Annotated in this window: 13 protein-coding genes; 12 read left to right on the top strand and 1 reads right to left on the bottom strand. The window is 44.1% G+C overall.

The window, feature by feature from the left end:
• Positions 1 to 61: 61 nt before the first annotated feature.
• Positions 62 to 643, bottom strand: a complete 582-nt coding sequence (locus tag EJP82_RS03215; RefSeq protein WP_127190583.1) for a beta-class carbonic anhydrase — start codon at positions 641 to 643, stop codon at positions 62 to 64.
• Positions 644 to 773: 130 nt separating this feature from the next.
• On the opposite strand from EJP82_RS03215, the gene EJP82_RS03210 reads away from it, so the two are divergent.
• From EJP82_RS03210 to miaA, 12 genes are all read left to right on the top strand, one after another.
• On the top strand, positions 774 to 2,291 hold the full coding sequence (locus EJP82_RS03210) for a carboxypeptidase M32 (RefSeq protein ID WP_127190582.1): 1,518 nt from the start codon (positions 774 to 776) through the stop codon (positions 2,289 to 2,291).
• A 121-nt stretch (positions 2,292 to 2,412) separates the two neighbouring features.
• Positions 2,413 to 3,420 (top strand): ABC transporter substrate-binding protein, encoded by a 1,008-nt coding sequence (locus EJP82_RS03205; protein WP_127190581.1) that lies wholly within the window; start codon positions 2,413 to 2,415, stop codon positions 3,418 to 3,420.
• Between the two features lie 28 nt (positions 3,421 to 3,448).
• On the top strand, positions 3,449 to 4,228 hold the full coding sequence (locus tag EJP82_RS03200; protein WP_127190580.1) for an ABC transporter ATP-binding protein: 780 nt from the start codon (positions 3,449 to 3,451) through the stop codon (positions 4,226 to 4,228).
• A gap of 24 nt (positions 4,229 to 4,252) precedes the next feature.
• Positions 4,253 to 5,068 carry an ABC transporter permease gene (locus tag EJP82_RS03195; RefSeq protein ID WP_127190767.1) on the top strand — a complete coding sequence of 272 codons (816 nt, stop codon included), beginning with the start codon at positions 4,253 to 4,255 and terminating at the stop codon, positions 5,066 to 5,068.
• A 105-nt stretch (positions 5,069 to 5,173) separates the two neighbouring features.
• Positions 5,174 to 6,145 carry an aromatic acid exporter family protein gene (locus EJP82_RS03190; RefSeq protein WP_127190579.1) on the top strand — a complete coding sequence of 324 codons (972 nt, stop codon included), beginning with the start codon at positions 5,174 to 5,176 and terminating at the stop codon, positions 6,143 to 6,145.
• Positions 6,146 to 6,253: 108 nt separating this feature from the next.
• Complete coding sequence (locus EJP82_RS03185) at positions 6,254 to 6,808, top strand: stalk domain-containing protein (RefSeq protein ID WP_127190578.1); 555 nt, start codon at positions 6,254 to 6,256, stop codon at positions 6,806 to 6,808.
• Between the two features lie 675 nt (positions 6,809 to 7,483).
• The gene (gene cotE / locus EJP82_RS03180) at positions 7,484 to 8,029 is read left to right on the top strand and encodes an outer spore coat protein CotE (RefSeq protein ID WP_127190577.1); all 546 of its coding nucleotides are present in this window, start codon (positions 7,484 to 7,486) and stop codon (positions 8,027 to 8,029) included.
• A gap of 138 nt (positions 8,030 to 8,167) precedes the next feature.
• On the top strand, positions 8,168 to 9,604 hold the full coding sequence (locus EJP82_RS03175) for a putative amidoligase domain-containing protein (protein ID WP_127190576.1): 1,437 nt from the start codon (positions 8,168 to 8,170) through the stop codon (positions 9,602 to 9,604).
• Positions 9,605 to 9,665: 61 nt separating this feature from the next.
• Positions 9,666 to 12,377 carry a DNA mismatch repair protein MutS gene (mutS, locus tag EJP82_RS03170; protein ID WP_127190575.1) on the top strand — a complete coding sequence of 904 codons (2,712 nt, stop codon included), beginning with the start codon at positions 9,666 to 9,668 and terminating at the stop codon, positions 12,375 to 12,377.
• 40 nt (positions 12,378 to 12,417) lie between these two features.
• The gene (gene mutL, locus EJP82_RS03165) at positions 12,418 to 14,397 is read left to right on the top strand and encodes a DNA mismatch repair endonuclease MutL (protein ID WP_127190574.1); all 1,980 of its coding nucleotides are present in this window, start codon (positions 12,418 to 12,420) and stop codon (positions 14,395 to 14,397) included.
• 17 nt (positions 14,398 to 14,414) lie between these two features.
• Complete coding sequence (locus tag EJP82_RS03160; RefSeq protein WP_127190573.1) at positions 14,415 to 15,194, top strand: class I SAM-dependent methyltransferase; 780 nt, start codon at positions 14,415 to 14,417, stop codon at positions 15,192 to 15,194.
• Positions 15,184 to 16,158, top strand: a complete 975-nt coding sequence (miaA, locus tag EJP82_RS03155; RefSeq protein WP_127190572.1) for a tRNA (adenosine(37)-N6)-dimethylallyltransferase MiaA — start codon at positions 15,184 to 15,186, stop codon at positions 16,156 to 16,158. Before EJP82_RS03160 ends, miaA begins: the two co-directional genes overlap by 11 nt.
• Positions 16,159 to 16,175: the final 17 nt, after the last annotated feature.

The raw sequence follows: 16,175 nt of genomic DNA, 5'->3' as shown, positions 1-16,175 counted from the left end.
TAAGATTGATGTCTTAATACGTCAAGCACTGATTGTGGGGTTGATCCAAATTGATTACAAATTAAACATCCAAACCTTCTTGATCATTGTAACCATTAACGATGAGTTCAAGTTCTCCTGTCATCGAGTCGATTAACATACCGTGGATAGGGATTCCAGAGGGAAGCAAAGGATGTTTTTTGACTAGTTCAACAGTACGAATGATACCTTCTTTTTCATTGTCAAACCCGCGAAGCCACTTTTTCAATTTGATCCCTGAGTTTTCCAAGGTATTGAGCACGTCATCTGAAATCCCTTTTTCTCTCATGGAATTAATCATATGTTCGGAGTTTAGCGCAGCCATACCGCAACCTGTGTGTCCGATAATATATACTTCCTCGGCATTTAGTTCGTAAATGGCAACTAGCAGACTACGCATTACGCTTCCAAAAGGTTGGGAAATGATGGCACCGGCATTCTTGATAATTTTGGCATCACCATTGCGTAAATTCATTGCTTTTGGAAGTAGCTCGAAAAGTCTTGAGTCCATACATGTAACGATTGCCATTTTCTTCTCGGGGTACTTATCCGTGATATACTGCTCGTATTCCTTATCGGCAACAAATTTCTTATTGTATTCCAAAATCGTTTGAACTTGGCTCATACTTGTCTACCTCCTCTATAGGTTTGTGTAAGTTTTTCAAAAAAAGTTTGTTTCAAAATTTGATTATACGTTTTGTTATAAGTATCATCAAGAGGTGTACATAAAAAAATTATAAGAGGTGGATTAGCTTATGAAACAGGAAACCGCTGAACAATGGCAATTATTTACTGAGCTTTTATCCAAAATTAATAGTTATAATGAGGCCGTTTCTTTGATGGCATGGGATTTACGTACAGGTGCGCCGAAAAAAGGAGTTCAGACTCGTTCGGAGACAATCGGTCTATTATCTACTGAGGCATTCAAGTTGCAGACCTCAAGTGAGATGGGGGCATATCTGTCTTACTTGAATCACGCAACTGTGATCAATGAACTTAGTGAAACTCAGCGTAGAATAGTGTTAGAAACTCAAGAAGAGTACGATCGTAGTGTCAAAATTCCCGCTCAGAAATACCGTGAATATACGGAACTTACTGCGCATGCGGAGACGCTCTGGGAAGATTTCAAGGAAAATGGTGATTTCGCCGGATTTGAGCCATACTTGACACAAATCGTAGCTAAAACGCAGGAATTTATAGACTATTGGGGACCTAAAGATACAAGGTATGATACGCTGCTTCACATGTATGAGCCGGATCTAACCGTTGAGAAGGTAGATCAAGTATTTGGTCAACTTCGCGATCGTCTAGTCCCACTTGTTGATAAGATTAAGGCGACAAACAAGAAGCCTGATACCGCTTTTCTGAAACAGTTGTATGACAAAGAGCAGCAGGAGAAATTTGGCATCTTCTTGTTAGAGCAAATTGGTTATGATTTTGAGGCTGGGCGCGTAGATGAGAGTGTACATCCGTTCGAAATCACGTTGAATCAAGGTGATGTTCGAATCACGACACATTATCTGCAAGATGATGTGACAAGTGCAGTATTTAGCTCATTGCATGAGGGGGGCCACGCGCTCTACGAACAAAATATCAGTCCAGAGTTAGCGAGAACTCCAATTGGCCAAGGTGCATCCATGGGTATTCATGAATCCCAGTCCCGCTTATGGGAGAACTTTATTGGCCGTAGTCGGCAATTCTGGGAACGGTTCTATGGTGATCTGCAGCAGCATTTCCCAGAACAGTTAAAAGATATTACCGTAGATCAGTTCTACCCAGCTATCAATGCAGTAGAAAACTCATTAATCCGCATTGAGGCGGACGAATTAACCTATAACTTGCACATTATTATTCGGTATGAAATCGAGAAGAAAATTTTTAACGAAGGGCTTCCGGTTAGTGAGTTGCCTAAAGTATGGAATGAAAAATATAGTTCGTATCTTGGTTTAACTCCGCCGAATGATAGTCTAGGCGTACTACAGGACGTGCATTGGTCGGGTGGGCTTTTTGGTTACTTCCCTTCTTATGCGCTGGGAAATATGTATGCAGCACAAATCGTCAATACGCTTCGTAAAGAGTTACCACAATTTGAAGGATTCATCGCAGAAGGTAACTTTACACCGATCAAAGAGTGGCTCACGAATAAGATTTATAAATATGGTAAGAGCTTGAGACCATCTGAGATTATTCTGAAAGTTACCGGAGAAGAATTAAATCCGGATTATTTGGCAGAGTATCTAGAAGAAAAGTACAAAGCTATTTACGGAATATAATCTTAATATTCACATCCCCTCGCCAATTAGGCGGGGGGATTTTGCTTTCTTAACCTTTTTCTAGGCAGGCGCATACACTGCAGTATGGCCTTGCTATTTGAACAGGAAGAGGTGAACCGAAATGTTAAAACGTTATGCTGTGTCATTGATATCAGCTTTAGTATTATTGTCTCTAATCCTCGGTGGATGTGGAAGTAGTGGCGACAAGTTGCCTACGGTTAAGATTGGGGAGGTAACACGTTCGGTTTTCTATGCGCCGGAGTATGTGGCGATAGAGAAAGGATTCTTCAAAGAGGAAGGGCTGAATGTAGAGCTTCAGACAACTCCAGGTGGCGATAAGACGATGACTGCATTGTTATCAGGTGCGATAGATGTTGCATTGGTTGGAGCGGAAACCTCGATTTATGTGTATCAACAAGGTGCGGAAGATCCTGTCATTAACTTTGCTCAGCTTACACAAACCGATGGTACATTCCTTGTGTCCCGGGAAGAAATGAGTGATTTTGACTGGTCTAAAGTAAAAGGGAGCGTGTTCCTTGGCCAAAGAAAAGGTGGCATGCCACAAATGGCTGGAGAATTCACGCTAAAGAAACATGAGATTGATCCTCATAACGATCTTGAACTGATTCAGAATATTGAATTTGCCAACATAGCAGCAGCATTTGCTTCTGGTACGGGTCAATTCGTACAACTCTTTGAACCACAAGCATCTATCATTGAAGCTGAGGGGAAAGGGCATGTTGTAGCTTCGTTTGGTACGGAGAGTGGTAAGCTCCCATACACGGTGTTTATGACAAAGCAAAGCTATATTAAAGACAATCAGCAAGTTGTACAGAAATTTACTAATGCCATTCACAAAGCTCAACTCTGGGTTCAGGAGCATTCACCAGAAGAAACAGCGAAGACCATCTCACCATTCTTCAAGGACAGTGATCAAGCGATTTTGGCAAGTGCCGTGAAACGCTACTTGGAGCAAGGATCCTATGCTGAATCACCTGCACTTATGGATTCAGCTTGGAACAACCTGCTTGATATCATGGAAAGTGCCGGAGAATTAAAAGAACGGGTTCCGGCGGAGAAGCTGGTGGACAATACATTTGCAGATTCGGCGGTAGCATCCGATAAATAATGGCGTTTAAGGAAGGAGCGTGTCAACCATGGCGCCTGTCGTCGAACTACGAGACGTGGATCTCGTATATGTCACAGGGCGAGAAGCGGTACTCGCCCTGGAAGGGATGAATCTGGCGGTTGCCCCAGGTGAGTTCATAAGCTTGGTCGGTCCTAGTGGATGCGGCAAAACCACGCTTCTATCCCTCATAGCCGGGTTGATACCTCCATCTAGTGGAGAGGTGCTTCTTCACGGCAGGCCTGTTGTAGGTCCATCGCCAGAAGTGGGGTATATGTTACAACAAGATTATTTATTTCCTTGGCGGAGCATACTCGGCAATGCGCAGTTGGGCTTGGAACTTACAGGGCGTTTGAATAACGAGACCATGGATTTTGTTCTTGAACTATTAGATGGAATGGGGCTTGCGGATACGGCGAAGCTGCATCCCAATCAGTTATCAGGAGGCATGCGTCAGCGCGTGGCGCTGGTCCGAACACTTGCGACGAATCCTGATTTACTCCTGCTTGATGAACCCTTCTCAGCGTTAGATTACCAAACTAAGCTTCAGCTCGAGGATCTTGTTGTGGATACCCTGAAACAACGGAAGAAGACGGGGGTATTGGTGACCCACGATTTATCGGAAGCTATTGCTGTAAGTGATCGAGTGATTGTGTTAGCGGCTAAACCAGGGAGGATAAAGGGGATCTTCGATATTCCGGACAATATCGCTAGAACACAACCGTTTTTTGCGAGAAAAGAGACAGGTTTTAATGAGCTTTTTCATGAAATTTGGAGAGAGCTAGAAGATTCGGATGGAAAGGAGGGATAGCTATTGGAGCGAAGCAATTCCAAAATGTCCGTAGGAGAGCGAGAACTGTGGCTCCACGAGAAATGGAAACAACACAGGTTACAGAAACGACGTACGAAGTTCTGGGTGTTAACCGTTCAAACGCTGATGCTCTTATCTTTTATTGTGTTATGGGAGTTAGCAGGGCGTATGAAATGGATTGATGTGCTGATCTTCAGTTATCCCTCCAAAGTAGGTGCGCAAATTATAAGGGATGTAACTAGTGGAGAACTCTGGCCACACCTAGCCATGACGGTTGGTGAAGTTGCTGTGGGGTTCCTGCTAGGAACTCTTTTAGGGACACTGCTTGCCGTACTGATCTGGTGGTCACCTTTCTTATCCAAAGTGCTTGATCCCTATATGGTTGTATTCAATAGTATGCCTAAGGTAGCGCTGGGTCCAATCTTTATCGTACTATTTGGCGCCGGCTTTACCGCAATTGTGATGACAACGCTGTCGATCACTGTGATTATAACGACTTTAGTTGTGTACAATAGCTTTAATGAGGTGGATTCCAACCTGATCAAGGTTATTGCAACGTTTGGTGGGAAACGCCGCGATGTATTTACTAAGGCCATTTTACCGGCTTCTTTTCCGACGATCATCTCAACGCTTAAAGTAAATGTCGGAATGGCATGGGTGGGTGTTATCGTAGGCGAATTTTTAGTAGCAAAGATCGGTCTTGGATATTTGATCGTATATGGATTCCAGGTATTTAATTTCACATTGGTATTGTCCAGTCTAGTCATCATTGCAGTTGTGGCTACTGGAATGTATCAGTTAGTCGTATATGTGGAAAGAAAATTGGTGAGGGAGCGGTAACGCTCCTTTTTGTGCAAATTATATGGACAATCTGTCATTGTGTGAACAAATAAAATCAAGTAGGATATTTCGTATAACTTACAGCTTAGAGAAAAGGGTGGTTTCATGGGATTTAGGGTGATCAAAACATCGATAGCCACGCTATTGTCTATTTTGACCGCTGATGCTTTGGGTGTGGAAAACCCATTATCTGCTGGATTATTGGCCATTCTCGGCGTGGATGTAACTCGTAAACGTAGCCTCCATACCGTTTCTTCACGTTTTTTTGCTTCAGTGTTAGGGCTGCTACTCGCATTTGGAATTTTTTATTTATTAGGTTTTCATTACTGGGTATTAGCTGTATACATACTGATTGCTTTTCCGTTAATGTCACGAGCTCATATGAAGGAAGGAATTGTGACTAGTTCCGTTGTCGTGTTTCGCGTATTTACTGGCGAAGCATTATCGATGCATATCATGATTACGCAAATCGAGTTACTTATAATCGGTCTAGGGTACGCAACAATCGTCAATTTCGCTTACATGCCGAAGCATGAGCATAGGCTCAGTGATATTCGATGTAAAGTGGACAAGCTGTTCGCTGTTATTTTTAAGCAAATAGCAGTTACTTTACGTGATCCTTATCATGTATGGGATGGTAAAGAATTGATCGAAGCAGAAAGTTTGATCTCGCAAGGTCAAGTCACTGCAAATCATGCGTTAGAGAATCAGATGATTAATCCAAACGATGCATGGAATGTATACTTCTATATGCGAAAGCAGCAGTTAGAACGGGTTGAATATATGCTGGAGCTCATTTCTCGAGTTTATCAGCGGATGCCGCAAGGAGAAGTCGCAGCCATATTGTTCGACCAACTTAGTATCGATGTGATCGATGAAACCTATACGGGTAAGACGGAGTATTTACTTGATCAAATGCAAGCGGAATTTAAAATGATGGAGTTACCGTCAACTCGTGATGAGTTCGAAATGCGATCTTCCATATTGCAGTTGTGTCGTGAACTAGAGATATATCTGAATATCGCCAAGAAATATAAATCACCAGCGGAGCTCCAAGCTAGGAAAGAGATGGACTGAACGGCCGGTATTAAGTTAAACAAACTCTGACTATAGTTGCTATCGTAATAACTATTACTGAATGATATGGTATGATTAACCTAACGATACTAACGGAGGTCAGTAGCTATGAAAAAATGGACGTATCTATTAAGTGGAATTCTAATCGGCGTGTTAATTACAACATCAGGTAGTGCGTTAGCGGCGCAAGTCCAAAGTTTAATAGGAAAAAAAGTGACGGGCGAATACACGGTCATTGTAGACTCAAAGACTCTGACTGATAAAGGCGCTATTATTGATAGTAGGGCTAATATACCTGTACGAGCTTTTGCTGATGCTATCGGAGCTGAAGTTAAAGTGTCCGGCAAAACGATTACCGTAACGACTAACGCGGGAAGTAAAGAAACATCGGGAAATGCTGATTCATCCACAACGAATATTTTTATCGGTAGAACTAAGCAGCAGTTAGAAGATTCAAAAAAAGTATTGGAAAACGACATGCTACCTCCAACCCTTAAAGAGCGTGCAGAATTGGTTGAGGAGATCGAGAAACTCAAAAAATCAGGTTCAGCTGAAGCGCTGAAGAAGAAAGAAGAGCAATTGGCTTCTAAAGATGCACTGATCGAGAAATTCAATAATGAACTTAAACAAGTAGAAGCAGCTCTAAAATTACTGCAAAATTAAGGATCACAGGATGAGGGTCTAGCCCATTATTCGTTGATGCTATGCTAAATAACAGATGGAAATGAGGCGGCTGTTATTTTTGGTAAACAAAAGCTCAGAAAAGATGAATCCACCCAGAAGTGTTCCCGATGTAAAGAGACCAAGAAATTAACTTTTTACGCCAATAACATAGGAATCATTAAAGGTTTATGTAAGGATTGCCGAAAAGAAATCGGAGATAAAGAGGATTTACTTCCGATCTAAAAAGATAAAGGTGAAAAAGTTAGGTTAAATTTTAAAATCAGTGGTTGACAAAACGAATACAAAAGTGGAGTTTTGGAGGAATGTGGACAAGTGAAACGTTCACCTTTAAAGGAGGATTTCTACCATATGACATTCAATTCAGGAAATCCTCCTTTAACAGTGATGTTAACATCCTCCAAAACGGAACGCTGCTTCCCGCTATATTGTCTGTCAACCGCTGATTTTGGTTTTGAGCCGAAAGTTAATGAACGTACCTGTATGAATTGGAATACAATTCAGGGTACGTTCTTTTTTTTGATCTGTAAATATAGCGAAAAGTCGCTATTCTATAGGCTTTTATTATCTATACATATTTATTTATTGTAAGGTAATCAACATTCGCCCATGTCCTGCATACACTTGTAGTGAATGATGTATGGAGGAGGTTCAAACATGTCATTGAAATATCAAAGTAGAGAGATTATAACGAAAGCGATCTGTGGAAAGGGTCGTAAGTTCTCTACCGTAACACATACCGTGACTCCGCCTCACAAACCGACGAGTATCCTGGGGGCTTGGATTATCAACCACCAGTATGAAGCGGTTGCAGCCGGTGACGGAATTGAAGTTATTGGTACTTACGATATCAACATCTGGTACTCCTATGACAAGAACTCACAGACCGAAGTAGCCAAAGAAACGATTTCCTATGTAGAGAACGTGCCATTAAACTTTGTTGACAACAGACATCGTTCTTCAACAGTGGAGGTTTCTGCGGAGGCAACGCAAGAACCAAGCACTGTTGAAGCAAGTGTGACAGGAGATGGTCGCGTTGCAATTCGAGTGGAACGCGAATTCTCCGTTGAACTGGTTGCTGAAACGAAGATTAATGTTCTTGTCGTGCCTGGCGGCGATTACGAAGACAAGGATTTTGACTTCGGTTCAGACGGTGGGGACTACGAGGATTTAGATCCGGATCTCCTCGACGACGATTTGTAAGTAGTAGTAAGCCGTGCTTTATGATGATAGTGCAATATATGCAGCAAGGGCGGCGTCGTCGAGGGCGTTCGCCCTCTTTTTTTATTTTATTAATTTTTAGGTTGTTCCATGTTTTCTGCGTTTGAGGAGGGGACAGACATGAACCAGGAGTCCGTTATGATATTGAAAATTAGGATGGAGTCTGGTCCATCCCGTAGAATGCTGCTGCAGGCATTAGATTCCTGTGGGAGTTCCTTTCACGTTGTTCATAGTCCGGCAATTACGCAGCAGTCTGGGGATAGGGAGGACGCCCCCTGGGAATGGATTACTTTCGGACCACCGGATGCTCAGTTCGCGACTAAACTCCAAGAGCGGTTCATCAACAAGAATGCTAAGATCTTTCGAAGCAAGTCAGTGAAGAAATGGCAGGATCGCCTGAACGCTTGTGGGATAACTACTGAGCTTTCGGGGAGAGTGTCTTCGAATGCTGGTACTTATCTAAGACGTTTTGTTGTTCGGGTTTTTCACTTAAAGGCGCTACAAATTCTACCGCTTGGTAAGGCGGGGATTCTACCACCTTGGAGTAGCGAAGATGAATCAGACACTCCATCGGTGCTCTGGAGACGCCTAGAGTCAACCGCTGTTCGGACGTTGTATGCACTGGATCTGGATATGGGTGAATTAGTAATCTCGGCTGGGGAAGAAGGTAAATTCACCGTGGAGGAGATTTCGGTGACCCCTGATATGCGAGGTGTTGGGACTGCGGATTTGTTTGCCAATGCGATGGCAGAGATGCTTATGAATCTAAGCCAACTTCCAGTGGGAAGGGAACTACTAATAGGAATGGACCCTGAGTTTCTCCTCTATGATCATTCCCGAAGTAGGGTCATACCAGCATCGAGATATCTAAATCGTCAGGGTGAGGCTGGTTGTGACTCCTTACGGATACAAGGGCAATTGTTGTTTCCTCTTGCCGAGCTTCGTCCTGCACCTGCAAGGGAGCCTCGTGAAATGATGATTCATTTGCTACATGCTTTCAGGATTGCTGGGGTGGCCATTACCGATGAAGGGCTATTTTGGCAGGCAGGCGGCATGCCCCAACAAGGTTTCCCACTTGGAGGGCATTTACACTTCAGTGGCATACCACTGAGTGCCGAGTTATTACGTAGTCTTGATAACTATCTAGCGCTGTTAGTATCTGTACTAGAAGACAAACGTAGTTTCCGTCGCCGACCACGTTATGGATTTCTTGGTGATTTCCGCCTTCAAGCCTATGGCGGTTTTGAATACCGCACTTTACCCAGCTTTTTAATTTCCCCGCTCGTCACCAAAGGTGTCGTGGCTCTTTCACGGCTTATAGCGGAGAACGTAGAGACATTAACGGCAAGACCGTTACAAGATGACAGGATTTATTTTGCCTTTTACGCAGGACAACAAGACGCAATTCGTAACATTCTTAATCCGTTAATCGAAGATATTACATCCGTGGAGTCTTATTCTCGTTACGAGAACTATATTGCTCCATTTCTAGAAGCAGTACTTTCAGGACGTACTTGGGACGAATCTACGGACATTAAGCGACACTGGAAAATATAAAACCCCCTCGTAAGCACTCCTCTCTTTCTGGTATAATGGAGGGTATGAGTGGAGGGTGATTATGACTACTACATATACACCAATGATTGAACAATATTTGAGCGTCAAAGCTCAGGCGCAAGATGCCTTTTTGTTTTTTAGACTAGGTGATTTCTATGAGATGTTTTTTGATGATGCTATTCTAGCTTCGAAGGAGCTGGAAATTACCCTAACCGGACGAGGGGGCGGCGGCGACGAGAAAATTCCGATGTGCGGCGTGCCCCATCATTCGGCGGACAATTATATTTACCGTTTGATTGAAAAAGGTTATAAAGTAGCGATTTGCGAACAGGTGGAAGATCCTGCAGAGGCAAAAGGAGTCGTTCGTCGTGAGATCGTCCGTGTGGTAACACCGGGAACGGTGATGGAAGGCAAGGCGATGGGCGAACGAACCAATAACTATATACTCTGTGTTACTGAACGACACGGGATTATGGCGGTGACTGCTTGCGATTTATCTACGGGTGAGCTGTATGTAACGTCTTCGCCATCAAATAAGCAGTGGCTTCGTGATGAGGTCGGTATTTACGATCCCGCGGAAATGATTGGGGATGCTGAACTGCTGGAGTGGATTGCTGGACAAGCTACTCCATTAGGTAAACCAGTTGTGTATACGCCTTGGGACAAGATGAAAGAAGAGAATAGCAGGAAACAATTTGGTGAAGCTGTATGGATCAGGTTGGAGCCGGAACGGCGTGACTGCGTAGCACTATTGGTTGGTTATCTTGGCGAGACACAGAAGCGCCAGCTTGGTCAATTGACCAAGATTTCTTCTTATGAACCGGAACATTTTATGATCCTGGACCCGTTCACCCGGCGGAATCTGGAATTGGTTGAGACAGTTCGAGAGCGTTCGAAAAAGGGATCGCTGTTGTGGTTACTCGATCGGACGGAGACTTCGATGGGTGCTCGTATGCTTCGGCGTTGGATCGACAAACCCTTGTTGAAGCAGGGTGCAATTGAAGACAGACTAGAAGCGGTCGATCATCTGCATAGCGCCTTCATTCTGAGGGAGGACCTCAAGGTGGCTCTCCAGGAGATTTATGATCTTGAACGTCTAGTGGGGCGAATTGCTTACGGTAATGCCAATGGACGCGATATGATTGCGCTCAAGTCATCACTTTATCAAGTGCCTGGAATTAAATCACTGTTAATGGATGCTTCCTCGAGTACGCTTCGACGGATTGCTGAAGATATGGATGAATGCAAAGATCTGGCTGATCGGATTCATGCGGCGATTGCCGATGAGCCTCCGGTGTCTGTACGTGACGGTGGAATTATTAAGCCGGGTTATCATAAACGGTTGGACGAGCTTCGAGAAGCTGGATTGAACGGTAAACGCTGGATTGCAGAATTAGAAGCTGCGGAACGCCAAGCCACGGGCATTAAGTCGTTGAAGATCGGTTACAACAAGGTGTTTGGATACTATATCGAGGTGACCAAGTCGAATCTGGCTTCACTTCCAGAAGGACGTTACGAGCGGAAGCAGACACTAGCTAATGCCGAGCGTTATGTGACCCCAGAGTTGAAAGAGAAAGAAACTCTTATTCTTGAAGCAGAAGAGAAGATGGTGGATCTAGAATTTGCGCTGTTCAGTGAGCTTCGGGAGATGATTGCAGGGGAGATATCCCGTTTACAGTCACTTGCGGAACATATCGCAGAAATAGATGTGTATCGTTCTCTTGCTGCGGTTGCAGCTGATAATGGGTTCGTTAAGCCAACACTCACGGATGGCTATGACTTAGTGGTGGAACAAGGTCGGCACCCTGTTGTAGAGTCGGTGATGAGTGATTCTGCATTTATAGCGAACGGGAGCCACTTGCGGAAAGACGATGCAAGTATTCTGTTGATTACAGGACCTAATATGGCGGGTAAAAGTACTTACATGCGTCAAGTAGCCTTGATCGCAATTATGGCGCAAATCGGTAGTTTTGTACCGGCAACATCCGCAGAAATACCACTTGTTGACCGCATCTTTACGCGCATCGGAGCCGCAGATGATCTTATCGGCGGACAGAGCACGTTCATGGTAGAGATGGCTGATATTCAAGTCATGACGGAGAAAGCAACCTCAAGAAGTTTGATTATTATCGATGAATTAGGACGAGGAACTTCGACCAGTGAAGGGATGGCAATCGCACAAGCGGTTATTGAATACGTCCATGATCATATCCGCTGTAAAGCATTAGTATCGACACATTTCCATGAATTAGCCCATTTGGAAAGTAGTCTTTCAGGACTTCGTAATTATCGGATGGCGGTACAGGAGAGTGGCGATAAGGTTCATTTCCTCCGGAAGCTTATTCCAGGTGCGGCAGATACAAGTTATGGTATTTACTGTGCTCGTCTGGCTGGATTACCAGAGGGAATTATTGAGCGTGCGTACGGATTGCTACAAAATATTGAACAAACAGCAGCCGAAGTTACGGCTGTATCGGGAGTTATCACTGAACGTGAACATCCAAAAGAGACAAGTCAGCCTGTGCTTGAGTCCATTCATACAGAGAAGAATATCTCCCGTAATATGAGCCATGAGCTTGTCGTTAAAGAAGAGGTCATACAGTTATCAATCTTCGGGGACGAGCAGCCTGTGGGGGAAGCGAAACCCACCAGTGAAGATCCCGGAATGCGACAGCTTGTCAATCTGGTGAAGAATGTGGATCTGATGAATATGACGCCTCTGCAGGCAATGCAGTTGATCAATGAATGGCAGATGAAGGCCAAGGAACTATGATGTACTGAAGAATATCTAGGAGCGGAGGGGACAAATAGCAATGGCCAAAATTATAGTGTTGGATGAGCATATCGCGAACCAAATCGCAGCTGGTGAAGTGGTGGAGCGCCCGGCTTCCGTTGTGAAGGAGCTTGTGGAGAACGCAATCGATGCGGGGGCTCGTAAAATTGAGGTAATCGCGGAAGAAGGTGGACTCCAAAGCATCCGAGTTACGGATAATGGTTCTGGAATGGATCCCGAGGACTGTGAAACAGCGTTCTATCGTCATGCTACTAGTAAAATGTCCACTGGCCGAGATTTGTTCCAAATCCGTAGCCTTGGTTTTCGTGGGGAGGCACTTCCGAGTATTGCCGCCGTTTCTAAGGTTCAGCTTGTCTCATCAAGCAATGATTCTGGCCTTGGCCAGATTATCGTTATTGAGGGTGGAACCTTGAAACAAAATGAAGAAATTGCTGCACCGCAAGGAACTGATATTACGATAAAGGAATTATTTTATAATACTCCGGCAAGATTGAAATATATGAAAACAATTCAAACTGAGCTCGGTCATATTTCGGATGTGATGTATCGTCAGGCCTTAGCTCACCCGGAAATTGCTTTTACTTTTCGTCATAACGGAAATACTTTGCTTCAGAGCCCTGGAGGCGGAAACTTGCTTCAAGTGATTGCCTCTATTTACGGAGTTAATGCCTCAAAAGCCATGATCCCGATTGAAGCGGAGAATCTTGACTATCGTATATCGGGATTTATAGGTCGACCAGAACTTACACGTTCAAACCGTGGGGCGATGTCGACTATCGTGAATGGACGCTATATTCGTAACCAAGGCCTTCATCAAGCGATATTAAGAGCTTTTCATACACTTTTACCGATCAATCGTTATCCGATGGGGGTTATAAACTTAGAGATGCACCCTTCATTGGTAGACGTTAACGTTCATCCAGCTAAACTGGAGGTTCGTTTCAGCAAAGAACCAGAACTTAATACGTTTATCGAAGAGAGTTTACGAGCGGTGTTGTCGGCTCAAGTGCTAATTCCGCAGGTCGTTAAGCAGAATATCGGGAAGGGAAGAACAGGCTCTATTATTCAGGAGCAGTTCCATTTCAATTCACCTAGCACAGAAGCAAGTAGCAATGTGGGGACACCTACACCACCTAGAGCACCTGATCAATCCGTAGCAGCTTATTCTCTGCGAGAAAGTGCAACTTCTAATGGCTACAATACTCCCTCTGCTAGTGGTAATGATGTACAATATACGGCTCAGGTAGTACCTGCAGTTTCTTCATCAGGGGGTGGGCAGAGAACGACGCAACAGAACGCGACGCAATCTAACCGCATTAGCACGCCGACAGCTGGATTTAATCAAGTGATCGCCCCAGTGGGAGCAAGAACATCGGAAATGTTATATGGCTCGCCTGAGGCAGTCCCAGAGCTTCCAGAATTCCCGGAACTTTCGCTGATTGGACAACATCATGGTACCTATTTAATTGCACAAAATGAACATGGGTTATATTTAATAGATCAGCATGCTGCCCATGAACGGGTGAATTATGAGTACTACTATGAAAAATTCGGTCATCCAACAGATGCTTCGCAAGAACTTTTAATACCGATTACTCTGGAGTTTACTCCCTCAGATAGTGAGAAGTTAAAGAGTAAATTACAATGGTTCCAAAATGCGGGTGTAATACTTGAACATTTCGGTGGTGGGACGTTCAGAGTCGTAAGTCATCCCTATTGGTTTCCATCTGGAGAAGAGACTGCAATTATTGAAGAGATGGCGGAATGGGTGCTAAGTGAACGAGTGATCGATCTGTCGAAACTTCGTGAGAAATCATCCATTCTTGTATCTTGTAAAGCTTCGATCAAAGCAAATCAGAAATTAACGCCCGAAGAAGCGAATACATTGTTACAGCGGCTGGCTGCCTGCAAGCAGCCTTACACATGTCCGCATGGCAGACCGATTATCGTTTCCTTCTCTACGTACGATTTGGAGAAATTGTTTAAACGGGTCATGTAAACGAAAGGAGAACCAAAGTGATTATTACAACAGGTGATCAGAGTTCTCCCAAGACAGAGAAAAGAGCGATATCCTTAGCAGCTGAAACAGGCTCGGTATATGTCCGAAGAAACAGCACATCGCTTGCTAAGATGTCTAAGAATCATAAAGGCGAGGATATCCTGATTATTTTGAAGGAAGAGGTTCGGCTGTATCGCGAAGGATATGAGCCGATGGTATTTCATCCTAGCATGGCCTTCGTTCGCGCGAAAAGGCTACTCAAAGGTGAACCTGACAGCATGCTTGAAGTGGCTCGTGTAACCCCGGGTGACACGATTATAGATTGCACGGCAGGTCTAGGTGCGGATTCCATGGTGTTTTCTCTTGGAGCAGGCCCAGAAGGTAGGGTGCTGGCATTGGAAGCGTCACTCTCGCTTTCTGCGTTACTAAGGGAAGGGTTATCTTCATACGAATGTAGAATTAAGGAATTTAACGAGGCGTTACGACGAATTGAGGTTCGTTGTGCGGATCATTTAGAAGTACTTCGAGGTCAACCTGATAAAAGTGCAGATGTCGTATATTTTGATCCGATGTTTCGAATTCCACTACTGGGATCAGCTTCCATTTCACCCTTGCGAAAGTTCGCGAATAATAACTCCTTGAGCACTGAGGCAGTTGCTGAAGCTTGTCGTGTTGCACGTAAAACAGTGGTATTGAAAGAGAAGAATGGGAGCGGCGAATTTGAACGATTAGGATTCACAAATGTCGAGCGCGCCCAATCTAAAATTGTGTACGGAGTGATTTCGCTTGATAACTAACAAAAAACCCAAACTGCTAGTGCTTCTTGGACCAACCGCTGTCGGTAAGACGAAGCTCAGCATTGAGATCGCTAAGGCATTCTCCTGCGAGATCATTTCAGGCGATTCCATGCAAGTATATAGAGGAATGGATATCGGAACAGCCAAGATAAAAACAGAAGAAATGGATGGCGTTCCTCATCATTTAATTGATGTACTGAATCCAGATGAAGATTTCTCTGTTGCTCTGTTTCAGGAGTGGTGCCAGACATTAATTCCACAAATAGGCGAGAGAAACCATTTACCATTTATTGTAGGTGGGACAGGTCTATATATTGAGTCTGTATGTTACGAGTTTAAATTCACCGAGGCGGGTGCTGATGAGGACTTCCGTGATGCCCAGCAACGTTTTGTCTTGGAGCAAGGACCTGAAGCGCTACATGCCAAACTGGCGATTGTGGACCCAGTATCAGCAGCCCGATTACACTACAATGATGTACGCCGGGTCGTACGGGCTCTTGAGATATATCATCTAACAGGAGAAACACTTTCCTCGCGATTAGAACTGCAAAGTAAGGAGTCTCCATATGATTTATGTTTCATCGGTTTGACAATGGACCGTCAAATGCTTTATAACCGTATTGAACAGCGAATCGATGAGATGATCTCAATCGGCCTTGTTGAAGAAGTGAAACATCTATTGAATCAGGGGTACTCCCGAAATCTGGTATCGATGCAAGCTCTTGGCTATAAGGAGATCGTAGAACATCTTGAAGACGGTGTACCATTGCCTGATGCGATAGAGAAATTGAAGCGGGATACTCGGCGTTATGCTAAGAGACAGCTCTCGTGGTTTAGGCATATGCGTGATATTTCGTGGATCGACGTGGGGGATGGTCAAAACTTTTCTGAGAATTTAATGGCGGCACATGCTATAATAGCAGGAAAGTTTCCTACCGATCTTGAATATAATTATAAACACTAAATGATTCCTATTGGGGG

The organism is Paenibacillus anaericanus (assembly GCF_003994475.1).
GTDB classification, from domain to species: Bacteria; Bacillota; Bacilli; order Paenibacillales; family Paenibacillaceae; genus Fontibacillus; species Fontibacillus anaericanus.
Note: the sequence above shows the minus strand (reverse complement) of the source record. Positions and strands in the feature narration are given on the sequence as shown.